Genomic DNA, 24,480 nt, shown 5'->3' on the forward strand with positions numbered 1-24,480 from the left:
CACCCCGCGGGGGTGCGCGGTCACCTGCCCTCGGCCGCGTCGAATGCCGGGTCGAGCGGAGCCAGCGCCGCCCGCAGCTGCTCGGGCAGCGATCCGGCGGTCACGACGAAGCCGGCGATGCTTTCGACCGGTCGCAGCCATTGTTCGAGGGCGACGCGGACGGCGGCCGCGACGGCGGCGGCGAGGACCCGCGCGGTGAGCCCGCCGGCGTCCGTCACCCGTGCGGCGATCACATCCTCGAGTGCGGGCGTGATCGCCGCGGTGGCGCCGAGGAACGCCGTGCGCAGCGCCGGGTGAGTGGTGATCAGCACCAGTGCGTCTCGATGTTCGTCGCCCGGATCGGAGTACTGCGCGACGATCGTCTCGGTGACGGCCGAGGCCAAACGCGCATCCGCGGGATACCCGGCGATCGCCGCGGCGACCCGCGCCTCCCGGTCCGCGCCGACGGCGGCGACGATCGCCTCTTCCCGGCTGGAGAAATAGTTGTTGTACGTCCGCGGCGATACCCCGGCGGCCTCGGCGATGTCCTCGACCCGCACGTCGTCCGGCCCGCGCTCGAGGGCCAGCCGCAGCGCCGCCTCGCGCAGCGCCATCCGGGTGGCTTGCTTCTTGCGCTCCCGCAAGCCCGTCGTCTTCGTCGTCACGGCTCTCGTGGTCACGGGTCCATCATGCCATATCTGCGTCCACGCAAAATTGCGTGTACGCACTTTTTGCGCTTAGCTTGGTGGCGCATCCACTCGCGCCAACAGAAGGGCCCATCCATGCGAGGCAAAGGAATGACCTACGACACCGGATTCGTCCGCAACGGCAGTACATCCCGGCCGGAGTTCGACCCAGCGGTGGTCCGCCGGGAACTGGCCGTCATCCGGGACGATCTGCACTGCACGGCCGTCCAGATCACCGGTGGTGACCCGGAGCGGTTGGAACTCGCCGCCGGCTACGCCGCGGAGCTGGGCCTCGAGGTCTGGTTCTCGCCGTACCCGCTGGAGCTGACGACCGCCGAGATCCTCGCGCTGTTCAGCGAGTGCGCGCAGCGCGCCGAGCGCATTCGCCGCACCGGCGCGGAGGTCGTCTTCGTCACCGGCGTCGAACTGACATTGATGAACCGCGGCTTCCTACCGGGCGAGACCGCGATGGATCGCGTCGGTCACCTGTTCTCCGAGCCCGGCGAGCGTAGTGACCGGATAGCCGAGGTGAGCGCCCGCCTCGACGACTTCCTGCGCGACGCGGTGGCCGCGGTGCGGCGCCACTTCCTCGGCAAACTCACCTACTGCGCTATCCCGTACGAGCAGATCGACTGGGCGCCTTTCGATTTCGTTTCCGTCGAGCTGATTCGCTCGGCCGAGGTCGCCGACCGGTTTCGCGACGGCGTGCGCGCCCTGGTCGCTCAGGGAAAGCCGTTGGCGATCACCGGTTTCGGCACCGCGACCTGGGGAGGTTCGGCCGATGTGGCGCCGCGCAGTATGGAGATCGTCGAATACGACCCCGTCACGGGTGCGCCGGTCCGGCTGGACGGCGACTATGTGCGCGACGAGGCCGGGCAGGCCGCCTATCTCAGCGACCTGCTCGAGATCTTCGACAGTGAGGGTGTGGACTCCGCTTTCGTGTTCCTGTTCGCGCTCCACAGCCATCCCCATCGACCCGACGCCGACCCGCGCGACGACCTCGACCTCGCCGGGCTGGGCATCGTGAAAGTATTCGAAGACCGCCACGGCGCCACCTACCCGGATATGACCTGGGAACCCAAAGCCGCATTCGCCGCCGTCGCCGAGTTCTACGGCAGCGACGCGTAATCCCTACCCCGCGGCGAACGCACCCGCCTGCGCCGCCGGCACCGCCGCGGCGGCGGCCCGCCGCGGCCCCTCGGGGTCGGCCGGGGTCCGCAACAACACCAAACATCGCGCCAGCGCCGGTACACCGTGGTGCGGTGCACTCCCCGCCCGGGAGGGCGTATGCCATCATCGGGAAGCAACATTCGTCGCATCAAAGCGGTAGTCGCGGTTTTCGCACTTTCCGATCAGCCACGGACAGAAGGGATTCCGCATGCCCGAACAACTTCCCGTCACACCTCCCACCACGCTGCATCCGATGCCCGGGCAGCCGCGAGTCGTCCTGCTGAAACCCCTCGTCACCTCGCCGCTGATCGAGGTCGGCGAATACTCCTACTACGACGATCCGGACGATCCCACCGCGTTCGAAACCCGCAATGTCCTCTACCACTACGGTCCGGAAAAGCTCGTCATCGGCAGGTTCTGCGCCCTCGCCACCGGCGTGCGATTCATCATGAACGGCGCCAACCACCGCATGGACGGGCCCTCGACCTTCCCGTTCCCGACCATGGGTGGCGCATGGTCCCGGCATGTCGACCTCCTCATGGAGCTGCCCAATCGCGGCGACACGGTGGTCGGCAACGACGTCTGGATCGGTTACGGCGCAACGGTGCTGCCCGGAGTGCGCATCGGTCACGGCGCCATCGTCGGCGCCGGTTCCGTGGTGACCTCCGACGTCCCGGACTACGGCATCGTCGGCGGCAATCCCGCCCGGCTCATCCGCCACCGCTACAGCGCGGCCGACATCGACCGCCTGCTGGCCCTCGCCTGGTGGGACTGGCCGCTCGCGCACATCGACGAGCACGTCCGCACGATCATGTCCGGCACTGTCGACGACCTGGAGAAAGCGGCACCCGCACAGCCCTCCCGAACCGAGTAACCGCATGCCCGAATCACCCACCCCCATCTCTCGAACAGCGGAAGACACTGAGACTCAGTGGCATTCGGCCGAGGTCACCGACGCAGCGATGCCAATCAGAAACATTGGGCGTGGAGTATTACGGTCGTGGAATCGCTCCCACCCAAACACCTCCTGCTCGAGGCCTGCCGGGGTCTGACCTACGACGGTCACCCCGTGCTGAAATGCGCGTGGCGCCTCAGCGAATTGCACGAGCAGAGACTGTCCGCCGCGCCCGGGCCGACCCTGGACATCGATCGCGATCGGGCCCAACTGGTTTCCGATATCGATCGCTGGGTCGCCACCGAATTACCCCGGGCACACGGCGGCGCACGCATGCACACCGAAACGGTCGGCACGGTGATCGACCGGCTAGCCCAGTTCTCCGCATTGGCCTATCTGACGCTGACGCACGAACCGGAATACGTCATGCACGACGCCTGGCGGCGGCTGTCGGAATTGGCGGTGGCCTACGACCATCTGGCCGGCGAGGTGACCGCCGGCCTGTGCCGGTTGCCGGATCTCAGCGGTCACCGCGAAGAGGAATGAACCACCGGCCGAACGGCGGCGCGGGCGAGGGACCGACGCCGCCGATGGCTGATGAGCGGATCAGGGCAGTCGATCCGCATCGGGCGACCCGACACACCGATCCTGCGCCGACATCCTCGAGATAGCCCCGGATGTTCCTGTGAAACGGCTGGCAAGCCGACGCCTCCCGTCAGGCGGTCGCCCCCACCTCCGGCCCGGCGGGCATCAACGCGCGCACGGCGTCGATCGTGTCGGCCTGCGCGGGCTCCTTGTCCGGCCGATACCGCACCACCCGCGCGAACCGCAGTGCCACGCCGCCGGGATAGCGCGTGCTGGTCTGCACCCCGTCGAGGGCGATCTCGACGACCAACTCCGGCCACAGATAGACGGTGTGGCCGTCGCGGGCGCGCTCGTGGCGCGGAAATTCCGCGGTCTGCCACTGCAGCAGCGCGTCGGTGAGCCCCTTGAAGGTCTTGCCGACCATGATCGGATCGCCCCCGTGCGGATCGCGCGCGCCCAGGTGCAGATTCGACAGGTAGCCGGTGCGGCGGCCGTATCCCCATTCGGCGCCGAGCACCACCAGGTCGAGGGTGTGCGCCGGTTTGATCTTCTGCCACGCCCGGCCGCGGCGTCCGGCCGCATACGGTGCGGACAGCGATTTGATCATGATGCCCTCGTGCCCCGCGGCGAGCGCACCGTCGAAGTATTCGGCGACGGCCTCGGGCTCCGGATCGATCAGCGCCGGAATCATCTGCGCGCCCGCCACTTTCGCCAACGCCACGCGCCGCTCACGCAGCGGGGCATCGAGCAGATCCCGGCCGTCCAGGTGCAGGCAGTCGAAGAAGTACGGATGCAACAGCAGTTCCCTGGTCGAGTTCACCGTCAGTCGCGGCTCCTCCGAGGCCGGGTCGGCGGCGAACCGGCTCATCGTCTCCTGAAACGGACGCGGTCGGCCGGAGTCCGTGAGCGCCAGCGTCTCGCCGTCGAGAACCACACTGTCACAAGGTAATTCGGAGACCAGCTGCACCAGCTCCGGCACGCCGGAGGTGATGTCGCGCAGCGTGCGCGTGAACACCCAGACCTGAGAGCCCTTGCGATGCACCTGAATCCGCGCACCGTCGAGTTTGTGCTCCACGCTCACGTCACCCTCGAATTCACCGAGCACATCGTCGAGTGTGGCGCCGGGCGAGGCCAGCATCGGCTGAATCGGACGGCCGACCTCGAGCCGGAATTCCGACAGCGCCTCCGCGCCGCCGGCGATGGCCGCGGCGGCGGTCACCGGCAGGCGGCCGGAGAGCATATAGGCCCGGCGCACCAGCTCGGACGGCACGTCGGCCGCCTGGGCCACCGCCTCGGCGACGATCGCGGTCAGCGCGCCCTGGCGCAGCTCACCGGTCAGCAGGCGAATCAAGAAGGCGCGTTCGTCGCCGGTCGCCCGAGCGAGCAGGGCGGTGAGTAGTTCCCGCCGCCGCGCGACCGATCCGGATCCGGCGACGGCCGCCAATTCCGTCAGCGCCTGATCGACCGCGGCGACGGTGAGCGTCGATTCGAGCGCGGGCTCCACCTCGATGCCGGCGACCGTACGCCAGCCCGCGCCCAGCCTGCCCTGCGGTAGCTCACCGGATATCCACGCGACGACCGGCATCAATTCGTCCGATTCGGCCCGGCCCAGTAGTTCGGCCAGACCCGCGATCTTGACCTTGCGCGACGCCGATGCCCGCACCGATTCCGACGCCGCGACCACATCCGAAAGCAGCACGGACTCGACGGTAGCCGCTCGGTGTGACATATAGCTCGAGTCCACTGCTAATTCTCCATTGGCAGCTTTGCGAAAGGTCCATAGTCTGGGCATATGGCCAAGACTTACGTCGGGGCGCGACTGCGACAGCTGCGCACCGAACGGGGGCTGAGCCAGATCTCGCTCGCCAAGAAGCTGGAGATCTCGGCGAGCTACCTCAACCAGATCGAACACGACGTGCGTCCGCTCACGGTACCGGTACTGCTGCGGATCAGTGAGGTGTTCGGCGTAGACACCAGTTTTTTCGCCTCCCAGGACGACACTCGCCTGATCGCCGAGCTGCAAGAGGTGGTGATGGACACCGAACTCGGCATCGAGGCCGATGCGCAGGAGATCGCCGATATGGTCTCGGCCCATCCCAGCCTGGCCCGGGCGCTGGTGAATATGCACCGCCGCTACCGCAACACGACCGCGCAGCTGGCCGCGGCCACCGAGGACCGCTTCTCCGACGGCAGCGGCTCGGGCGCCATCTCCCGTCCGCACGAGGAGGTGCGCGACTTCTTCTATCAGCGCCAGAACTACATCCACGAATTGGATACCGCCGCAGAGGAATTGGCGACCCGCATGCGGTTGCACGGCGGTGATCTGCGACGCGAGCTCACCCGCCGGCTCACCACCGGATACGGCGTGCAGATCGTGGAGCGGATCGACCTGGGCGAGGGTGTGCTGCACCGCTACGACCCCGAGGCCCGCAAGCTCGAGATCGCCCCGCATCTGTCGGGCGGTCAGCGCGTGTTCAAACTGGCCACGGAACTGGCATATCTGGAATGCGGTGATCTGATCGACAAATTGGTCGAAGAGGGCAATTTCGCCTCCGAGGACACCCGTACGCTCGCGAAACTCGGCCTCGCCAACTACTTCGCCGCGGCCACGGTGCTGCCGTACTCGCATTTCCACGAGGTGGCCGAGGATTTCCGCTACGACATCGAGCGGCTGTCGGCGTTCTTCGCGCAGAGTTACGAAACGATCTGCCACCGGCTCTCCACCCTGCAGCGGCCCAAACTGCGCGGGGTGCCCTTCTCGTTCGTCCGCGTGGATCGCGCGGGAAACATGTCGAAACGCCAGTCCGCCACCGGATTCCACTTCTCCTCCGCGGGCGGGACCTGCCCGCTGTGGAATGTGTACGAGACCTTCGCCTATCCCGGCCGGATCATGACCCAGATCGCCCAGATGCCCGACGGCCGCAAATATCTGTGGATCGCGCGCACGGTCGAGCGGCGCGCCACCCGCTACGGGCAGCCCAGCAAGACCTTCGCCATCGGCCTGGGCTGCGAATTGCGCCACGCCGGACGCGTGGTCTACGCCGACGGCCTGGACCTCACCGATCCCCAGGCCACCCCGATCGGCGCCGGCTGCCGTGTCTGCGAACGCGCCAACTGTCCGCAGCGCGCGTTCCCGCCGCTGGGCAAGTCCCTGGATATCAGCGAGCACCGCAGCTCGATCTCCCCGTACGTCCTGCGCTGAGCGGACGGCCACCGAACTCCGGCATATTTCGCGCGGGTCGGGCGATGTCCCGATTCAGTGGATACCTGGCCCACAGCGAGGGGCGAGGCCACGGCGAGTGATCGAGACTCGAGGAGCCGCGATCCGATCCTCCAGAGGAGCATGTCCATGACCACGAAGCCGACCATCGTCCTCGTCCACGGCGCTTTCGCCGATTCCTCGAGTTGGAACGGCGTCATCACACGCCTGCGCGCCGAGGGCTACCCCGTGCTGGCCGCCGCCAACCCCTTGCGCGGACTCGACACCGATGCCGCCTACGTGGCTTCGGTCCTCGACACCGTCGAGGGCCCGATCGTTCTGGCGGGTCATTCGTACGGCGGCAGCGTCATCACCGTCGCCGCGCACGACAAGCCCGCGGTCACGGCCCTGGTCTACGTCGCGGCCTTCATTCCCGCGGAGGGCGAGAACGCCCTGGAGCTGACCGGCAAGTTCCCCGGTTCCACGCTCGCACCCACCACCGTCGCCCATCCGCTTCCCGGGGCGGCGGGCACCGAACTGCACATCCGCCAGGACGAATTCCCCGCCCAGTTCGCCGCCGACGTGCCGGCCGACGTCGCCGCGACGATGGCGATCACCCAGCGCCCGGTCGCGCTCGCCGCGCTCGAGCAGCCGGCTTCGGTAGCCGCATGGCGCGCCGTCCCGGCCTATTCCCTGGTCACCACCGAAGACAAGAACATCCCCGTGGAGTCGCAGCGGTTCATGTCCGAACGGGCGGGCGCGCACACCGTCGAAGTCCAGGCGTCGCACGCGGTTTCCGTATCCGACCCCAGCGCCGTGGCCGACCTGATCCTGCTCGCCGCTCAGCGGTGATATGCCCCGGGCCGACAGCCGGAATCTGTCGGCCCGGCCCCCGCGGAGCTCGCCGAGACCGCAGGTACGCGCGACGGTCCAGCGAGGCAGCCACCGGTGCGCGTCATTTTTGTTAGCGTGGGGCATGGTGTCGACGGAGCCGCGGATCGCACCCGGTCGCCTGCGCGAACTGGGCCCGGTGAATTGGGTTGTCTGGCAGGTGCTTTCCCGCGCGGCGGGTACCGACGACGCCCACCTGTTCAGCACGCTCGGCCGCACCGGTGGCCTGTTCCGCGGCTGGCTGCACTTCTCCGGCCGGTTGATGCCCGGCGGCAAACTGTCGCGTTACGAGACCGAACTGGTCATCCTGCGCGTCGCACATCTGCGGAACTGCGAATACGAGACCGACCACCACATCCGCCTGGGCAAACGCGCCGGTGTCACCAAGGACATCCTGGCGCGCCTGCGCACCGGGCCCGAAGCCGAGGGCTGGTCGGACAAGGAACGCGCGCTGCTCACCGCTGTGGACCAACTGGTCACTACTCGCGACGTCGACGATGCCGCCTGGTCGGCCCTGGCGCAGCACTACGACGAGAAGCGCCTCATCGAAATCGTCCTGCTGGCAAACCAATACGAAGGTCTGGCCAGCACCATCACCACCCTTCGGATCCAGACCGACCACTGAGCCGGACGGACTCGGCGGGTCAGTCGGACGCCTCGGACCGTTCGACGAGGACGGCCAGGCCGTCCAGGACGCGCGCCAGACCGAAATTCCAGGCGTGCTCGGCGCTGTAGGCGCTGTCGTGAGCCTGTCCGGCGGCCGAGCCGACCCGCGCGGCCAGCGGATAACGCTGCGGATCGAAGACCTGTTCCAGGACCGGGGCCGTGCGTTCCCACCATTCGCGATCCGACAGCCCGCTGTCGGCGGCCGCACGATCGGTATCGATCGCGATGCGCGCCACCGCGGTGACGAAGCCGAGCAGGTAGGTCAACGCCGCGTCCATCTCGACATCGCTCAGTCCGAGCCCGTCGAAGGCGCTCAGTTCGTGGTCGTATTTCGCGGCGAGGCCCGGACCCAGCGGTGGCCGGGTGGTCGGCACCGCGGCCACCCAGCGGTGGCGGGCGAGCATCGAGCGATTGTCCTGCGCGACGGCGCATACGCGTTCGCGCCACGACTTTCCGGTCAGGTCCGTGCGCGGCATCCGGCCGTAGACCGCATCGAGCATGAGGTCGAGCAGCTCGGCCTTACCGGGCACGTAGGTATAGGTGGCCATCGGAGTCAGCCCGAGTTTCGCGGCGACCGCCCGCATCGTCAGCGCCTCCAGCCCCTCGGCATCGGCGATATCCACCGCCGCCGCCACGACCTCGTCGACGCTGCTGCGCTGTCTGGGGCCGCGCCCGGACGCGCGGCCCGGCTGCCGCCAGAGCAACTCCAGCGTGCGAGCGGGATCGCCGGCGCTGGATCGCTCACCGGCGACGCGCGCCCGGCGGGGCCGCTGCTCGGCCGAATTCTCTCGCACCCGATCTCCCGGTCTCGCCTGCCGTGCCGCCGCGGTTCGGCGTCGTGCGCATCGTATCGAGTCGCGCGCGCGGCGGGAATAACTCTCTACCATGTACAGTCTACTTAGTAGAGAATTATCGGATCGCGCGGCACCGTGCCGCGCGCCCGCCCCGAGGAGGACCGTGAACATCACCGCATCCGCCGTCTCGCTCAACGTTGCCGACCCGGACGCGTCGGCGAAATTCCTCGGCACCCATTTCGGATTCACCGTCGACATGTCGGCCGACGGATTCGTCTCGCTGACCCGCCCCGACGCCGGATTCCACGTGATCTTCCTGCGCACCGGGCTGGACACGTTCAAACCGGCCCGCGTCGCGGGTGCGGCCGGCCAGGGGTTGCTGATCGTCTTCACGGTCGACGAGATCGACGCCGAATACGAGCGCGTGCGAGCCGAAGGGGTCGAGATCGTGACACCGATCGAAACCGAGCCGTGGGGCGAGCGCTATTTCCAGGCGGTCGACCCCAACGGCATCATCATTCAACTGGTCCAGTGGGTCGGCGATCCGAGCACCTACGCCGCGGGCGCGACCGGATCCTGACCCGTTCAGCGGCCGAGCGCGTCACTCAGCACCTCGGCCGCGGACGTCGACGGCCGGCCGATCAGTTTCCGCAGATCGCCGCTGGTCACATCCAGCCATCCCGCACGCAGTCCGGCATCGGAATCGGCCAGCACCCGCGCGAAATCACCGGGCACGCCGGCCTTTTCCAATCCCGCCACATACTCGTCCTGCGGCAGATCCTGATACCGCACCGGCTTGCCGGACGCCGCCGAGATCACCCGCGCCACATCGGCGAGCGACAGATGCTCGTCGCCACCGAGTTCGTAGACCTGTCCCGCATGACCGTCGGTGGTCAGAACCACCGCGGCAGCCTCGGCGTAGTCGGCTCGCGCGGCGGCGGATACCAGTCCGTCCCCGGCCGAGCCGTACAGCACGCCCGATTCCAGAGTCGCGTCGAGACCGTTCAGATAGTTCTCCCAGTACCAGCTGTTACGCAGGAAAGTATGCGGCACAGCGGATTCCGCGATCACCTCTTCGGTGCCGCGATGCTCCTGCGCGAGAATCATCGGATTCCGCTCGGCGCGGGGAATGCTGGTGTAGGCCAGCAGCTGCACCCCGGCCCGCTCGGCGGCGCGCACGACAGTGGTGTGCTGGTCGACCCGCGCACCGAATTCGTTGCCGGACACCAGCAGTAGCCGATCAACACCCGCGAGGGCGCGGTCCAGCGCTTCCGGATCGTCATAGGCGGCCTGCCGCACCTGCACACCGCGCTCGGCCAGGTCGGCGACCTTGACCGGGTCCCGGACGACCGCGACGACGGGCCCCGCATTCCTGTTCGACAGCGCCTCGACGACGAGACGGCCCAGCTGCCCACTTGCCCCGGTGACGGCGACGGTCATAACCCAACCTCCAGCTCTGGTGTACGAAACATTTGCACTAACTATTAGTTAGTACCTGATATTCCCGCACTACAGATGAAAAGTTCACTACCGCAGCGATGGGTAGCATCAAGAGCATGACGAGCCGGCAACTGCGATCGGCGGACGACGCCGATCCGACCCTGGAAGCCGACGTCTTCGCGCGCAACTGCCGCTCCCGGCCGGTGCTGCAGAATGTCGCGAGCCGCTGGGGCGCACTGGCCCTCGTCGCGCTGCGTGAAGGTCCCTACCGTTTCAGCGCGCTGCGGCGCCGGGTCGACGGCATCAGCGAACGCATGCTGTCGCAAACCCTGCAGGCCCTCGAACGCGACGGCATGATTCACCGCGAGGTCCAGCAGACCATCCCCCCGCGCGTCGAATACACCCTCACCGAACTGGGCGAACAGGTCGCCGATCAGCTGTACGGCCTGATCGCGATTCTCGAGGACAACATCGACGTCATCTCGACGGCGCAGGACATCTACCACCGCGACTGATCGCCCGGACACGAAAACGGCCCGGTACCAGGCGTATTCGCCGATACCGGGCCGTCGGCGCGGAGATCAGAAGTTGATCATGTGACCCGCGAGACCGTGGAACGCCTCCTGCAGCGCCTCGCTCAGCGTCGGGTGGGTGTGCACGTTGCGCGCGAGTTCGTTGACGGTGAGGTCCCACTTCTGGGCCAGCGTCAGCTCGGGCAGCAGCTCCGACACATCCGGGCCGATCAGGTGGCCACCGAGCAGCTCGCCGTACTTCGCGTCGGCGACCAGCTTCACGAAACCGGTCGGATCGCCCAGGCCGTGCGCCTTGCCGTTGGCGGTGAACGGGAAGGTCGCGACCTTCACGTCGTACCCCTCGTCGCGCGCCTGCTGTTCGGTGAGGCCGAAGCTGGCGACCTGCGGCTGGCAGAACGTCGCGCGCGGCATCATCCGGTAGTCGCCCAGCGGCAGCGTCTCGGCGCCCCCGATGGTCTCGGCCGCGACCACACCCATCGCCTCGGCCACGTGCGCCAGCTGCAGCTTCGCCGTGACATCGCCGATGGCGTAGATGTGCGGCACGTTGGTGCGCATATAGTCGTCGATCGCGATGGCACCGCGCTCGGTCAGCTGCACACCGGTGTTCTCCAGGCCGAAGCCTTTCACCCGCGGCGCGAAACCGACGGCCTGCAGCACCTTGTCGACGGTGACGGTCTCGACCGAACCGGACTTGTTGTCCTTGATCGAAACGGTGACCTTGGAACCGTTGTCCTCGATGGATTGCACCGAGGCACCGGTGGTGATGGTGATGCCGAGCTTCTTGTACGCCTTGGTGATCTCCTTGGAGACATCGGCGTCCTCGTTCGGCAGCGCGCGGTCGAGGAACTCCACGATCCGCACGTCCACGCCGTAGTTCTTGAGGACGTACCCGAACTCCATACCGATCGCGCCCGCGCCGACGATCAGGATCGACCCCGGCAGATCCCGGGTCAGGATCTGCTCCTCGTAGGTCACCACGTTCTGCGACAGCGAGGTGCCCGGCAGCAGCTTGGTCTCGGTGCCGGTGGCGATGATGACGTTGTCGAAGGTGACGGTTTCGGTGCCGCCGCTGCTCAGCTCGACCGAGAGGGTGTTCGCGTCGGTGAAGGTGCCCTTCCCGTCGAACTCGTCGATCTTGTTCTTCTTCATCAGGAAGTGGACGCCCTTGACCCGGCCGTCCGCGACCTTACGACTTCGGTCGAAGGCGGCACCGAAGTCGAAGCTCGCCTGTCCGGAGATACCGAACGTCTTCGCTTCCTTGGTGAAGATATGGGCCAGCTCCGCGTTGCGCAGCAGTGCCTTGGACGGAATGCACCCGACGTTCAGGCACACGCCACCCCAGTATTTCTGCTCGACGATCGCTGTTCGCAGGCCGAGTTGAGCGGCGCGGATCGCGGCGACGTAACCGCCGGGACCAGCGCCGAGAACGACGACATCGTAGTGGGAAGTCACGGGAACGAGCCTAGCGCTGTTGCCGAAAGCTCACTCATCCATCCCCCGCAGGGGTGAGAGGGCGGCCACAGCGTGCGTCTACTTCCAGACCTCTCGTGCGGCACGGGCGAAATTGCCGTGGAAGATCGCCGCGCGTTCGGAGTCGATGAAACCCCTGCGGGCCAGGACTTCGTCCAGTCCGGCGACGCCGGGCCGGGCGTCCGGGTTGTCCACATCCATCCCCAGACACGACAGTCCGAGCAGATCCTCGGGCGGCACCCACTGCAGCGGCCCCCACCGCGTGTAGTCCTCGGAGAAGTTCTCCGGCGCGGCCGCGATCTCCGCGTTGAACTGGTCTCCGTCGAAGGAGAAGTCCGAACCGATCCCGATGTGCTCGACACCGACCAGATCGGCACCGTAGGCGATGTGGTCGGCCATCGCCTCGATGCGCGCGGCCCGCCCCTCGACGCGGTTGCGGCCCAGAAAGATTCCGACGCCGTTGATCCCGATCACCCCACCGGTCGCAGCGCAGGCACGCGCCTGGTCGTCGCCGATATTGCGCGGATGCGGCCACAGCGCCGCGAAATTGGAGTGGCTGTAGATCATCGGCCCACCCGCGACCTCGGCGATCTCCAGTCCGGTCCGCCGCGAACAATGCGACCCGTCGGCGAACATCCCGACCTCACCGAGCGTGCGGATGATCGTGCGGCCGTAGGGAGTCAGGCCGCGATCGTCGGGGTCCAGGCAGCCGCCGCCGGCGGCGTTGGCGTGGTTGTAGGTCGGCAGCAGCGAACGCACGCCGAGCGAATGGAACAGCGCGATGTTGTCCGGATCGCCGTCGAGCGGCCGCGAATCCTCCAGATCGAAGGCGAGCGCGATGCGGCCCCGGGGACCGGATGTCACCTCGGTGTCGCCGACGGACTCGACGAGCCGGAAACGCCCGTCCGCCAGCGCCTTCCGGCGCAGCAGGTCAATCATGGCCAGCGCATCCTCGATCGAATGCAGTGAGTACCCCACATTCACCGACAGGTATGAGCCGGCCGGATAGCGCGTCAGTTCGGTGACATCGGCGGACGGGAGGATCGGCAGGCAGCAGTGCTGCTCCCAGAGCGGATGTGCCACCGCGGTCCTCCTTCCGGCGTCGCCGAGGCGTCCCGCAACTGTACGGAGTCGTGACCGCACGCGGCGACCGGACACGGCGGCGCGACGCACCCGCCGCACCTCTCGCCCGTCGGCGGACCGACCGGTAGGCCACAATGTGACCCATGAGCGGCGCCGAGCAAACGACCGACCCGTACCTGTGGCTGGAGGATGTCACCGGCGAACGTGCCCTGTCCTGGGCGCGGGCACACAACGAGGTGGTGATCGAACGCTTCGCCACCTCCGACCGGTTCGACGCCCTCGACCATCGCATCCTCGCCATGCTCGACACCGACACCCGCATCCCGTACCCGACGCGACGCGGACCCTGGCTCTACAACTTCTGGCGCGACGCCGAACACCCCCGCGGGCTGTGGCGGCGCACCACCTTCGACGAATATCGCGGTGACGATCCGGCCTGGGATGTGCTCATCGACCTGGACGCCCTGGCCACGGCCGAGGACGAGAACTGGGTCTGGGGCGGTGCGGCGGTGCTGCGCCCGGACCAGAAACTGGCCTTGATCAGCCTGTCCCGCGGTGGGGCCGACGCCAAGGTGGTGCGCGAATTCGATCTGACCACACGGCAATTCCGCCCGGCGGCAGCGGGCGGCTTCCACCTGCCCGAGGCCAAATCACAGGTGCGCTGGATCGATGCCGACACCGTGTACGTGGGAACGGATTTCGGCCCCGGCACGCTCACCGACTCGGGATATCCGCGGCTGGCCAAGCGCTGGCGCCGCGGCACCCCGCTGTCGGAGGCGGAAACCGTCTTCGAGGGCGAGCCGGGTGATGTGATGGTCTCGGCCGGCTACGATCGCACGCCCGGATACGAGCGCCACTACGTCGCCCGCGCCACCGACTTCTTCAACGAATCGGTCTATCTGCTGGATCCCGACGGCACGCTGCGACATATCGACGTACCCACCGACGCCTCCGAGTCCTGGTACAAGGATTGGCTGCTGGTGCAGTTGAAATCGCCGTGGGAGGTGGGCGGGCGCAGCTATCCCGCCGGCGCCCTGCTGGCCATCGACATCGACGACTTCTTCGGCGGCGCACGCGAGTTCGAGGTGGTCTTCGAACCCGACGCGCACACCTCACTGCACGGCTACGGCTGGACCGAGAACCACCTACTGCTGATCACGCTGGAGGACGTGCAGACCAAGCTGTACGTCCTGACTCCCGGCACGGCGACGGTCCCGGGCGCGGGCTGGACCCGCGAACCGCTCGCCGACACCCCGCCGATGGCGACCACCAACGTCATGAATCTGGATCCGCTGGAGAGCGGTGACGAATTCATGCTCACCACAAGCGGTTTCACCACTCCGGCGACGCTGCTGGCGGGTTCGGTGGGCAGCCCGGCGGTAGCCCTCAAGCGGGAACCGGCGTATTTCGACGCCGAGGGCATCGACACCGAGCAGTTCTTCGCGCGCTCCGACGACGGAACCATGGTGCCGTACTTCGTGATTCGCCACCGCGACCACAGGGACCGGCCCGGCCCGACCGTCGTCTCGGGCTACGGCGGCTTCGAGGTCTCCCGCACCCCCGGCTACAGCGGCGCCTCGGGAATGGGCTGGCTCGAACGCGGCGGCACCTGGGTGATGGCCAACATCCGCGGCGGCGGCGAGTACGGACCCGAATGGCACACTCAGGTGCAGAAGGCCAACCGCTACAAGGTCTACGAGGATTTCTCCTCGGTCGCGAAAGACCTCGTCGCGCGGGATATCACGACCGCGGAACAACTCGGTGCGGTCGGCGGCAGCAACGGCGGCCTGCTGATGGGCGTGATGCTGACCCGCTATCCGGAACTGTTCGGCGCCATCGTCTGCCAGGTGCCGCTGCTGGATATGAAGCGCTACCACCTGCTGCTGGCCGGCGCGTCCTGGATCGCCGAATACGGCGACCCGGACAAGCCCGAGGAGTGGCAGTACATCAGCGAGTATTCGCCCTATCAGCGCGCGATGGCGGCCGATCCGGCACGCCCGTACCCGCCGATCCTGCTCACCACCTCCACCCGCGACGACCGGGTCCATCCCGGCCACGCCCGGAAGATGGCGGCACTGCTGGAATCTCAGGGCCGGACCGTCTGGTACCACGAGAACATCGAGGGCGGGCACGGCGGCGCGGCCGACAACAAGCAGATGGCCTTCCAATCCGCGCTGATCTACGAGTTCTTCACCCAGATGCTGATCGAGCGGCGGACCACCGCCTGACCGACGCGTCCCACTCTCGAAACAGATGACCAAAGGCCTGCGGCGACCAGGGCCTTTGGGCTCTGGAGCGTGATCTATCGCACTGCCATTCTCGGTTCGGGGACCGAAAACGACAGGATTCGCAACGCGCACACCGACAGCGGTCGGGCGCCACACCGGGCCATCGAGATCGCTGTCGCGAGCGCCCTCCGAGACCTGCGCGGATCACCGGTCCCGGCCCTACCGGAACTCGTCGAACGGCTTGCCCGTCAGCGACTCACCGATTCGGCCATCTCGCCGACCACCGCGGTTCGGTAGCGGGTTCTCGAGAGGAGCACACACATCATGGATACGTTCTGGGACTACGTCTGGTACACGATTCTGGTGTTCGCCTTCGTGGCCTACCTGATCATCCTGTTCCAGATCCTGACCGATCTGTTCCGCGATCACACGGTCTCCGGCATCGCCAAGGCCGCATGGGTGATCTGCCTGGTGATATTCCCCTACATCACGGCTCTGGTCTATCTGGTCGCGCGCGGAAAGGGCATGGCCGAGCGCGCCCAGCACGCTCATGCGGAAGCCAAGCAGGCCGCCGACGACTACATCCGCCAGGTGGCGGGCAAGTCGCCCGCCGAACAGATCGCCGACGCCAAGGCCCTGCTGGACTCCGGGACGATCGACGCCACCGAGTTCGCCCAGCTGAAGGCCCGCGCGCTCGGTCACAACGGCTCCGGCACAGGCAATGCCGGACCCGGCAGCCCCCAAGGCAATGTCGACCAGGGCAGTGTCGAGCGGGGCGATCTGGCAGCCAGGTAGCGCTACCCGGCTCCGGTCCGCTCGCCGGCTGCGGTGTCGGCGTCCGGATCGGAGCCGACGGCACGCCGCGGTAGCCGGCCGGTGAAGAACAACGCGATCACGGCCAGCATCGCCGTCACCGCGAAGGCCACCTGCAACGCCAGCAGCCGGGCATCGGAATTGACCGCGACGACCGCGTCGGCGGTCGACTGATCGACTCCGGCGGCGGTGAGCGACTGTTGCAGTTGGGTATTCGACAGGAACGGCACGCCATCGGCCAGTTCGGTTCCGGCCCGCTGCGCGACCGAGGGCGGGACCGCGGGGTTGTTCTCGATCCCGCTGATCACCGAGGAGGTCAGCGTGGCGATGAGAATGGAGCCGATCAGCGCGGTGCCGAGCGAGGCGCCGAGATTCGTCGCGGTGTTCTGCAGCCCGCCGACCTCCGCACTCTGCGAATCCGGCACCGCCGATACCGTGATCGCGCCCAGTTGCGAGGAGAGGGCCCCCAGGCCCAAGCCCATGAACAACATCGGCACCGCCACCACCGCGGCATTCGCTCCGGGATCCATGCCGCCGGCCAGCAACAGAATTCCGATGATCATCGACCCCAGGCCGAGGCGCACCACCCGCCGTGGATTCGCCCGCGGCGCTAGTTTGGGAATTCCCGCGGCGGCGGCGACGAGCGCGATCGACAGCGGAAGGATGCGCACACCGGTCTCGAGCGCACTCAATTCCAGCACCACCGACAGGAACAGCGGTACCGAGAAGAACACTCCGGCCTGAACCGCGAACTGCGCGAAGAACATCGCCAACCCGCCCCCGAGCCGGCGATTGCCGAACAACCGGGGGTCGACCAGCGGCTCCCGGCCGGAACTCACCAGCCGGTTCTGCCACCGCAGGAAGGCGTACAGCACCAGCAGGCCCGCCAGGATCAACCAGATCACCGGCGACAAACCCGCGATCTCGGTACCGCCGGGGCGTGGGCGAATCCATCCCCATTCGCTGGACCGCAGTACCCCGAACACCACGGCCCCCAGCCCGACGACCGACAACACCGAACCCAGAAGGTCCAAGTGCACCCGCTGCGCCGGTACGTCTGCCACGCGGCGCAGCACCAGCAGAATCGCGACCACGACCACGACCTCGCCGAAGAACACGTACCGCCAGGACGCGAAGGTCGTCACCGCCCCGCCCACGAGCGGGCCTACGGCCACGGCCATCGCACCGGCCGCGGCCACGAGTCCGTATGCGGCGGCGCGGCGTTCGCGGGCGAAGTTCGCCGCCACCAGCGACACGATCGCCGGCATGATCAACGCCGCCCCGATGCCTTCCAGCAGCGACCAGCCCAGCAGCAGCACACCCAGATTCGGCGCCAGCCCGGTGACCAGCGAGCCCGCGCCGTAGACGACCAATCCGACGCCGAATGCCCGCCGCCGCCCGAGAATCGTCCCGACCTTGCCACCGGTGACCATCAGCGATGCCATCACCAGCGTGTACAGCGTGATGGCGGTTTGGATTCCGGTGATTGTCGTGCCGACGTCGTGGGCGACCGTCGCCATCGAGACGTTCATGACGGAACTGTCGAGGGTCATCAGGAATTGACCGGAACCCAGCACCGCCAAGACGAGTGTGGATCCGGAGGCGGCGCCCGGCCGCGTCGTCATTCCCGCCGCGCTCGTGGTCGAGCCGACGCGAGACGACGGCCGGAGCACCGGTTACGGCGGGCGACCCACCTGCGCATTCGTCTATTGAAGCACTCGCGACCCCGGAATCGGCGGTGTTCGGCTACAGGTCGCGCACCCACTTCTCGATGCGGTCGACGGTCGTTTCCGGATCGGTGATCCAGCCGTTGTGTCCCAACGGTTTCGGCTCGTGCCACGTGCTCACACGCGCCTTGGGCAGCTTCTCCAGCAGGTGTGCGGCCGAACTGCGCGGGGTGAGATCGTCGCCGTCGACGGTGATCGAGAGGACCGGCAGGGTGAGCCGCGCGATGCGCTCGTCGTAGTCGATATCGGCGCCGACCGGCACGAACCGGCCGGTGCGGGCCAGCCGCGCCCAATCGGAGATCAGCACCTTGGACTGCCGGCCGAATCCGCCGGCGGTGATTCGATCGCCCGGCCAGAAACCGGCGAGGTTCGCGGTCAGCGAGATGGCGGCCGGTCCGACCAGCATTGCGGAGCGGGCGATTCCGCCGTATCCCCGGTAGTAGGGCGTGCCGGAGGCGACGAGAATCAGCCCGCCCAGGCGACCCCGGATCCGCGCGGCGTACATGACCCCGAGCTGGCCACCCATGCTGTGCCCGAGCAGCATCGGCGTACTGTCCGGGAAACGGGTGCGCACGGCCTCGAAGATCGCCGGAAAATCGACCGACACCAGCTCGTGGTAGCCGTAGGTACTGGACGAACTCGGCTTCGGCCGGCTGTCACCGTTACCCCGCAACTCCCCGATCGCCGCATCGAATCCGCGCCGCGCCAGCTCCCGCGCGAAATCCCCGTAGTACTCGCCCGGCACACCCAGGCCCGGAATGATCACGATGACCGGGCGCGGGGCGTCCGCGGTGATGGCGTGCCGGTGCGGACCGCTCGCGGCGACGAACCGCACCGGCACCGTCGACCCGTCCGGCATCTGGATCGGAATCGTCTCCATACGCGCACGCTACCGCGAGCCACACCCCGGCCGCCGACGCCCGGCCCGCTTCTTCACCAGCTCACAAGGCCGCCCGGTGCACGAGCCGCAGGAGCCCACCGCCTCACGAGCTCACCGCTTCAGGAACCCACCGCATCCGGCTCGGCCGACCCGTCCGCGGATCGCTGACCGGTCTCCCGATCCACCACGTCCTCCGCGACATCGCCCTGCGTACCGGCGAGCCCCTCGGCCTTCGCGTCGGCGACAGACCGGCCCGCCACCTCCGCAACCATTCCCCCGTCGGCGACCGATCCTCTCGCCGCGTCGACCGATTCGTCCGCCGCGCCGCCCGCCGATTCCCTTGCCGCGTCGGCCACCGATTCCTCTGTCACGTCGGCGACCGATTCTCTCGCCGCGTCGGCCACCAACTCTTCTGCCGCGTCCGCGACCAGCGCTTCCGCCGCCACGATGGCCTCGCGTGCCGTGTCGTTCACCGCGGGTGCGCAACTACGCTCCAGCAGTTCCTCGAGCCCCAGCCGGGTCGCCACCACCACCAGCTGGTTGCCCGCGGCGAGCACCCTCTGCGCCGCGGGCTGCCATTCGAGCGTGTCGCCGACCGCCGGCTGCACCGCGATGACCCGGGTGTGCTCCGCCGATCCGAGGTCGGCGATCCGCAGCCCGATCAGCGCCGATCCCGGCTCCACCGGAACCTCCGCGACCAGCAGTGTGGCCTGGTTGATCGTCAGGGTCGCAATCACCCGCCGCTCCACCACCGCCGCGGCGAATCCGTCGGCCGCCAACTGGAAGACGCTGCGTACCACCGCCTTCCCGAGGCTGCGCTGTACCCGGTCGGCCAGGTCGTCGTCGGAGACGCGCAGCACCACCCGCAGATCGTCACGGTAGGACTGGCCGAGCATCGCGGCCTCCAGATTCACCGCGTCACTGGAGGTCAGCAGGACCAGCGCACGCGCCTTCGGCACACCTACCGCACGCAGCGTGTCCTCCCAGGTGGCCTGACCGATCACCACCGGCACCCCGAGGCTGCGAGCCAGCGCGATGCCGCGCGCGTTCTCGTCGTAGTCCAGCCCGACCACCGGTACGCCGAGGTCGCGCAACTGTTCCACCACGCGCATCCCGACATTGCCCAATCCCGCGACCACCACGTGGTTTTCCATTCGCGAGGGGTCGATCGAATATTCCGAGAGCTGCGCCCGCAGGACTCCGCCCACCACCAGCGCGGTGATCACCGGCGTCATCGCCAGCCCGGTGAAGACCACCCCCAGTTGCAGGATCTTGAACAGCGGTTCGCGCCGTGGCTCCGGCTGCGCCGCACCCGCCGAATCCAGCAGTGTTTCGTATACCGCTGTGCCCCAGCTGTTTCCGATCAACACCATCATGACGCACACGGCCGCGATGATGATCAGCATCACCAGCAGCAGCCGGATCAGATCGTGGCGGACCAGATAGCGCAGCTGATTCAGCCAACGCCGCCGCGCCCCGGGGGAGTACGGCACCCGCCCGGCCAGCGCCAGCACCCGGTCCGCCGGTGCGTGCGGAGAGCGCAACGCGATTGCGCCGGGCCCGCCGGCCAGTCCGGACACCACCCGGTCCGGCGGCGCATCACCGACCGCCGCGACATACAGCGTGCGTTCCCCCAGCCGCAGATAACCCTGCGCCTTCTCGCCGAGGGCCGCGGCGATGAACGACGGCGCGGCCATCTCCGAGATCGAGAGCACCACACAGTCGGAGAACAACCGGCGGATGCGAAAACCCAAGCCGGTGTTGAACATTCGAATGACCAGCCGAATCCGAGGGTTGAGTTCGTGCGCGCGCAGCGCGGCGTGGAAGTTCTCCACATCCGCCTGATCCACCAGGGCCAGGGCCAGCGCCCGCTCCACCCCGGCCGCGCGCAGAACGGCTTCGTCCAGGCGCTCGGCGCACAGAATCCGGACCCGGTCCAGCTTCTCCAGCTGCGGTACGTAGCTACCGTTGCGATTCGGCAGCACCGCGGTCACGGTGGCGTCGGGGAACCGGGTGGTCAGCTGCAGTGCCAGCTGATGGACGAGCGGGTTGTCGCCACAGACGACGAATGTCGGGGACTGCCCGCCCCCCGGCGAAACATGCACGTATCGATGCTAGAGCGAATCCCGTTCGGCAGCACGATGCTTCATCGATCAGGCGCTGACCGCACCCATGATGACCCGGCGCAACACCCTGATCACCTCGTCGAGAGGCCGGCGTGGCTCCGAACCGCTCCACTCGTCGACCACGTAATTCACCGCACCGATGATGGCGAGCATGCGCGTTTCGTAGTCGCCGCTGGGAATCTCGCCCTGCAGCGCCGCATCCTCGGCCGCTCCGGCCAGCAGCGCACCCCATGCGCGCCGCAGCTCCAACCGGAACTTCTCCACCTTAGGCCCGGCGCCTACCACCTCGACCAGAGCGACGCGGGCCTTGCGCGGATCGCGCCCGATGGACTCTATATAGGCGCGCACCCCGGCGTCGATGATCTCGATGGCACTGGCATCGGCATGCGCGTCCAGCGCGGCGACCACCGCGTCCCGGGATTCCCGGTCGATCTGTTCGTAGAGTTCCAGCAGCAGCGATTCGCGCCCGGTGAACTCCTCGTAGAACTGACGCGAGGAAAGTCCGGCGTCTTTGCAAATGGCTCCGACCGAGCTATTGGCGTACCCGTCTCTGGCGAACACAGTCAGTCCGGATTCCAGAAAACGCGCACGTCGCTGCCGCTGCCGGTCTTCTACGGGCTGCCCGGCGTACATCCTACCCGCGTTCGTTTCCTGTGACATTGCGCCAGACAATACCGAAGGGCCCGATTCCCTCGTCATGGATCGGGCCCTTCGCTTACACCTCCGACTGACCGCGCGTTAGCCGGAAGTTGTCTCTATGGTCGGAGCGCCGATGCAATGACTGCGCTCTTCATGTCGCGGATGGTTTGCCAAAACGGAGGATAGTCGATAACACCTACACAACGGAAGAGTTTGAAGGAATTTTCTAGGTTTTATTTCCGCAACGATTCCATCAGGAAATAGTTGTGCCGCGCGGCGGCAGCGCGAGCGGAAGGCCGAAGCGCGGGAAGTTCTCGGCGGGCGGGAAATGCGTGAGCGACGAAATGCCATCCGGACCGCACGTCGTCACCAGAAGTCCGGTCGCCCGAAACGTCCCGTCCACCCGCCGGGAATAGCAGCCGAATGCCGGCTGCCCATTGGCGTGCACCGATTGCAGCCGGATCTGTGCCCCGTCCCGAAATGCCGGAATACCGCGGAGGAATTCGCCGATCGCCGCGCGGCCGCGGTACTCGTGGGGCCACGGCGGCATGGTCAGCCAGGCTTCGTCGGTAAGCAGCGCGACCACGGCGCCCACGTCGGCGGCCTCGAAGGCCCGCGCGAAGCGCTCGCCGAGCTTGCGTTCCGCGGGCGACTCCGGCGCCGGCCCCGGCTGCCCGCCCGTGTTGCGGGACAGCCGTTCCCGAGCGCGCTGCAGCGCGGCCTTCACGGCGATGGGAGTGAGCCCGAGCAGGTCGGCCACCTCCGCCGCACTGAATTCGAGCACGTCCCGCAGGACGAGGACGGCGGCCTGGCGCGGCGGAAGTTGTTGCAGCAGTGCGATGAACGCCAACTCGACCGAGGCCCGCGCGGTCAGCACCTGCTGCGGGTCCAGCAACGCATCCGGACACGGCTGCAACCAGCTCACCTCGCCGTGACGCGTCGGCTCCGGAGCGTCGAAGGGCAGCGGCGCGACCGGCCGGCGCAGGGCGGCCCGGCGGAAATTCAGGCACCGGTTGGTCGCGATCCGATAGAGCCAGGTGCGCACCGACGACCGCTGCTGGAATTCGCCCATCCCGCGCCAGGCCGCGAGCAGCGTCTCCTGCAACGCGTCCTCGGCGTCGTACATCGACCCCAGCATCCGGTAGCAGTGCGTACGCAACTCGGCGCGGTAGGGCTCGGTGAGCTCACGAAAGGTCCGCTCATCCACACCGCGCGCGATCGACGAGTCCGTCATCGTCCTTTCCTCACAGCACCATCCCTCACAGCCCCATCCTCACATCGGGCACCGACAACCGGTCCGTTCCCGGTCCGGCCGGTGTCTGTATCAGGGAACGATTCCATCGACCCGAGAAGAGAACGACATGATCGCCGACGACAGCCCCGCGGCCCGAGTGGCCCTCGCCTATTTCGAAGCCTGGACCGGAAAGGACATCGATCGCGCAATGAGCTACATCGCCGACGACATCGTCTGCGACGCACCCGCGGGACGCCTCGAGGGCGCGGCGGCCTACCGCGAATTCATGGAGCCCTTCACCCGAATCCTCACCGGCGCAACGATGTTCGCCGCCTTCGGGGACGAGACCACCGCGCTCGTCTGCTACGACACCGCGACCCTCCCGGTACCGAGCGCCCCCGCGGCGGAACTGGTCACCGTCGCCGACGGCCGAATCACCACCAGCCGCTTCATCTTCGACCGGCTGCCGTTCGAAGCAGCACGCGCGCACGATTCAGTTAAGTAACTACTTGACTATCAGGGTAAGGCTCCTACACTTAAGTGGGTGCTTAACCAATCCGAGCGGCTGGACCTGATCTTCCGGGCGCTCACCGACCCCACCCGCAGATATCTGCTCGAGCGGCTCGGCCGGGGACCGGCGGCAGTCAGTGCCCTGGCCGAGCCGCTGGAGATGAGCCTGGCGGCCGTTGTGCAGCATCTGCAGGTACTGCAGGACGCCGGCCTGGTGCGGTCGGAGAAGATCGGCCGGGTGCGCACCTGCCACCTGGTACCCGATGCGCTGCGGCCCGCCGAGGATTGGTTACACGCGCGGCAGACCCCCTGGGAACGCCGCCTCGACGCGCTCGGCGCCACCCTCGCCGAGCGGACCAACCCCGACCCCGAGGAGTCGTCATGACGCCCACGCATTCCCTGGTCCATTCCACCTTCACCCTCGAACGCGACTACCCCGTCACTCCCGCAACGGTTTTCGGCGCATGGGCCGAACCGGAACGGAAGGCCGAGTGGTTCAGCGCACCCGGCACCGAGCACGAACTCGACTTCCGCGTCGGAGGTCGCGAGATCGCCGCCGGTGTGCACGAGGGCAAGCGAATGACCTTCACGACCACCTACCAGGAGATCGTCTCCGGCGAGCGCATCGTCTACACCTCCACGATGGGTGTGGACGACACCGTCGTGACGGTCTCGCTCACCACGGTCGAATTCGCCGAAACCGCGGCCGGCACCCGCCTGACCCTCACCGAACACGGGGCCTATCTCGACGACCACGAAAAGCCGGAATGGCGCGAGCACGGGACGAGCGAGCAACTCGCCACCCTCGATGAACGGCTCCGGGAAATGTCGAACCGATAGAAATAGGGCTCGAAAATGGGTAAGGCCCCCAACCTGCTGGTTGGGGGCCTTACCTGAATGTATGTTCCGGCGGTGTCCTACTCTCCCACACC

General features: G+C 67.6%; 23 protein-coding genes and 1 pseudogene. 13 read left to right on the plus strand and 11 right to left on the minus strand.

Annotated features, from left to right (window positions below):
• Positions 1 to 20: 20 nt before the first annotated feature.
• Positions 21 to 659, minus strand: coding sequence for a TetR/AcrR family transcriptional regulator (locus tag A5780_RS15185; protein WP_231982964.1), 639 nt, complete (start codon positions 657 to 659; stop codon positions 21 to 23).
• Positions 660 to 761: 102 nt separating this feature from the next.
• Between A5780_RS15185 and A5780_RS15190 the strand changes: the two genes are divergently transcribed.
• The 3 genes from A5780_RS15190 to A5780_RS15200 all read left to right on the plus strand — a co-directional run bounded on the left by A5780_RS15190 (position 762) and on the right by A5780_RS15200 (position 3,276).
• On the plus strand, positions 762 to 1,793 hold the full coding sequence (locus A5780_RS15190) for a hypothetical protein (protein ID WP_064908761.1): 1,032 nt from the start codon (positions 762 to 764) through the stop codon (positions 1,791 to 1,793).
• Between the two features lie 250 nt (positions 1,794 to 2,043).
• Positions 2,044 to 2,709, plus strand: coding sequence for a CatB-related O-acetyltransferase (locus A5780_RS15195; protein ID WP_082940650.1), 666 nt, complete (start codon positions 2,044 to 2,046; stop codon positions 2,707 to 2,709).
• Positions 2,710 to 2,835: 126 nt separating this feature from the next.
• Positions 2,836 to 3,276: a DUF4254 domain-containing protein gene (locus tag A5780_RS15200; RefSeq protein WP_063018528.1), complete on the plus strand. Its 441-nt coding sequence runs from the start codon at positions 2,836 to 2,838 to the stop codon at positions 3,274 to 3,276.
• A gap of 169 nt (positions 3,277 to 3,445) precedes the next feature.
• Here A5780_RS15200 and A5780_RS15205 read toward each other — a convergent pair whose 3' ends face one another.
• Positions 3,446 to 5,014: an ATP-dependent DNA ligase gene (locus tag A5780_RS15205; protein ID WP_063018530.1), complete on the minus strand. Its 1,569-nt coding sequence runs from the start codon at positions 5,012 to 5,014 to the stop codon at positions 3,446 to 3,448.
• A 93-nt stretch (positions 5,015 to 5,107) separates the two neighbouring features.
• Between A5780_RS15205 and ramB the strand changes: the two genes are divergently transcribed.
• The 3 genes from ramB (at position 5,108) to A5780_RS15220 (ending at position 8,030) form a co-directional block, all read left to right on the plus strand.
• A complete protein-coding gene (gene ramB / locus A5780_RS15210; protein WP_030518729.1) occupies positions 5,108 to 6,517 on the plus strand; it encodes an acetate metabolism transcriptional regulator RamB in 1,410 nt (469 codons plus the stop codon).
• A 147-nt stretch (positions 6,518 to 6,664) separates the two neighbouring features.
• Positions 6,665 to 7,366: an alpha/beta fold hydrolase gene (locus A5780_RS15215; protein ID WP_104407527.1), complete on the plus strand. Its 702-nt coding sequence runs from the start codon at positions 6,665 to 6,667 to the stop codon at positions 7,364 to 7,366.
• 124 nt (positions 7,367 to 7,490) lie between these two features.
• On the plus strand, positions 7,491 to 8,030 hold the full coding sequence (locus A5780_RS15220; RefSeq protein WP_030518731.1) for a carboxymuconolactone decarboxylase family protein: 540 nt from the start codon (positions 7,491 to 7,493) through the stop codon (positions 8,028 to 8,030).
• Positions 8,031 to 8,049: 19 nt separating this feature from the next.
• Here A5780_RS15220 and A5780_RS15225 read toward each other — a convergent pair whose 3' ends face one another.
• Entirely contained in the window at positions 8,050 to 8,865 is an 816-nt protein-coding gene (locus tag A5780_RS15225; RefSeq protein WP_063018535.1) for a TetR/AcrR family transcriptional regulator C-terminal domain-containing protein, read from the minus strand.
• Positions 8,866 to 9,028: 163 nt separating this feature from the next.
• Here A5780_RS15225 and A5780_RS15230 point away from each other — a divergent pair, with 163 nt between their 5' ends.
• Entirely contained in the window at positions 9,029 to 9,445 is a 417-nt protein-coding gene (locus tag A5780_RS15230; protein WP_063018537.1) for a VOC family protein, read from the plus strand.
• Positions 9,446 to 9,450: 5 nt separating this feature from the next.
• Here A5780_RS15230 and A5780_RS15235 read toward each other — a convergent pair whose 3' ends face one another.
• Complete coding sequence (locus A5780_RS15235; protein ID WP_064908762.1) at positions 9,451 to 10,305, minus strand: SDR family oxidoreductase; 855 nt, start codon at positions 10,303 to 10,305, stop codon at positions 9,451 to 9,453.
• Positions 10,306 to 10,421: 116 nt separating this feature from the next.
• Between A5780_RS15235 and A5780_RS15240 the strand changes: the two genes are divergently transcribed.
• Positions 10,422 to 10,820 (plus strand): helix-turn-helix domain-containing protein, encoded by a 399-nt coding sequence (locus A5780_RS15240; RefSeq protein ID WP_063018566.1) that lies wholly within the window; start codon positions 10,422 to 10,424, stop codon positions 10,818 to 10,820.
• 66 nt (positions 10,821 to 10,886) lie between these two features.
• Here the strand turns inward: A5780_RS15240 and lpdA are convergent, their stop codons facing one another.
• A complete protein-coding gene (lpdA, locus tag A5780_RS15245; RefSeq protein WP_030518736.1) occupies positions 10,887 to 12,290 on the minus strand; it encodes a dihydrolipoyl dehydrogenase in 1,404 nt (467 codons plus the stop codon).
• A 78-nt stretch (positions 12,291 to 12,368) separates the two neighbouring features.
• Entirely contained in the window at positions 12,369 to 13,391 is a 1,023-nt protein-coding gene (locus A5780_RS15250) for a dipeptidase (RefSeq protein WP_064902756.1), read from the minus strand.
• Between the two features lie 143 nt (positions 13,392 to 13,534).
• Between A5780_RS15250 and A5780_RS15255 the strand changes: the two genes are divergently transcribed.
• Both A5780_RS15255 and A5780_RS15265 read left to right on the plus strand, forming a co-directional pair.
• Positions 13,535 to 15,619 (plus strand): prolyl oligopeptidase family protein, encoded by a 2,085-nt coding sequence (locus tag A5780_RS15255; protein ID WP_064902757.1) that lies wholly within the window; start codon positions 13,535 to 13,537, stop codon positions 15,617 to 15,619.
• A 324-nt stretch (positions 15,620 to 15,943) separates the two neighbouring features.
• Positions 15,944 to 16,333: pseudogene (locus tag A5780_RS15265) on the plus strand (SHOCT domain-containing protein); the annotation flags it as partial.
• A gap of 83 nt (positions 16,334 to 16,416) precedes the next feature.
• Here the strand turns inward: A5780_RS15265 and A5780_RS15270 are convergent.
• The 5 genes from A5780_RS15270 to A5780_RS15290 all read right to left on the minus strand — a co-directional run bounded on the left by A5780_RS15270 (position 16,417) and on the right by A5780_RS15290 (position 23,038).
• Positions 16,417 to 18,057, minus strand: a complete 1,641-nt coding sequence (locus tag A5780_RS15270) for an MFS transporter (protein WP_063018547.1) — start codon at positions 18,055 to 18,057, stop codon at positions 16,417 to 16,419.
• Between the two features lie 121 nt (positions 18,058 to 18,178).
• Complete coding sequence (locus tag A5780_RS15275) at positions 18,179 to 19,039, minus strand: alpha/beta fold hydrolase (protein WP_030518742.1); 861 nt, start codon at positions 19,037 to 19,039, stop codon at positions 18,179 to 18,181.
• A gap of 119 nt (positions 19,040 to 19,158) precedes the next feature.
• Positions 19,159 to 21,144: an NAD-binding protein gene (locus tag A5780_RS15280; RefSeq protein WP_064908763.1), complete on the minus strand. Its 1,986-nt coding sequence runs from the start codon at positions 21,142 to 21,144 to the stop codon at positions 19,159 to 19,161.
• Positions 21,145 to 21,192: 48 nt separating this feature from the next.
• Positions 21,193 to 21,825, minus strand: coding sequence for a TetR/AcrR family transcriptional regulator (locus tag A5780_RS15285; protein WP_227463169.1), 633 nt, complete (start codon positions 21,823 to 21,825; stop codon positions 21,193 to 21,195).
• A 232-nt stretch (positions 21,826 to 22,057) separates the two neighbouring features.
• Positions 22,058 to 23,038 carry an RNA polymerase subunit sigma-70 gene (locus A5780_RS15290; protein WP_064908764.1) on the minus strand — a complete coding sequence of 327 codons (981 nt, stop codon included), beginning with the start codon at positions 23,036 to 23,038 and terminating at the stop codon, positions 22,058 to 22,060.
• Between the two features lie 127 nt (positions 23,039 to 23,165).
• Here A5780_RS15290 and A5780_RS15295 point away from each other — a divergent pair, with 127 nt between their 5' ends.
• From A5780_RS15295 to A5780_RS15305, 3 genes are read left to right on the plus strand one after another with little or no spacing between them, the layout of a single operon-like run.
• Positions 23,166 to 23,543 carry a nuclear transport factor 2 family protein gene (locus A5780_RS15295; protein WP_064902761.1) on the plus strand — a complete coding sequence of 126 codons (378 nt, stop codon included), beginning with the start codon at positions 23,166 to 23,168 and terminating at the stop codon, positions 23,541 to 23,543.
• 39 nt (positions 23,544 to 23,582) lie between these two features.
• Positions 23,583 to 23,933, plus strand: a complete 351-nt coding sequence (locus tag A5780_RS15300; RefSeq protein ID WP_064908765.1) for a helix-turn-helix transcriptional regulator — start codon at positions 23,583 to 23,585, stop codon at positions 23,931 to 23,933.
• Positions 23,930 to 24,388 (plus strand): SRPBCC domain-containing protein, encoded by a 459-nt coding sequence (locus A5780_RS15305; RefSeq protein WP_064908769.1) that lies wholly within the window; start codon positions 23,930 to 23,932, stop codon positions 24,386 to 24,388. The genes A5780_RS15300 and A5780_RS15305 overlap by 4 nt, the downstream gene beginning before the upstream one ends.
• Positions 24,389 to 24,480: the final 92 nt, after the last annotated feature.

This window comes from Nocardia sp. 852002-20019_SCH5090214, assembly GCF_001665865.1.
Lineage (GTDB): Bacteria > Actinomycetota > Actinomycetes > Mycobacteriales > Mycobacteriaceae > Nocardia > Nocardia nova.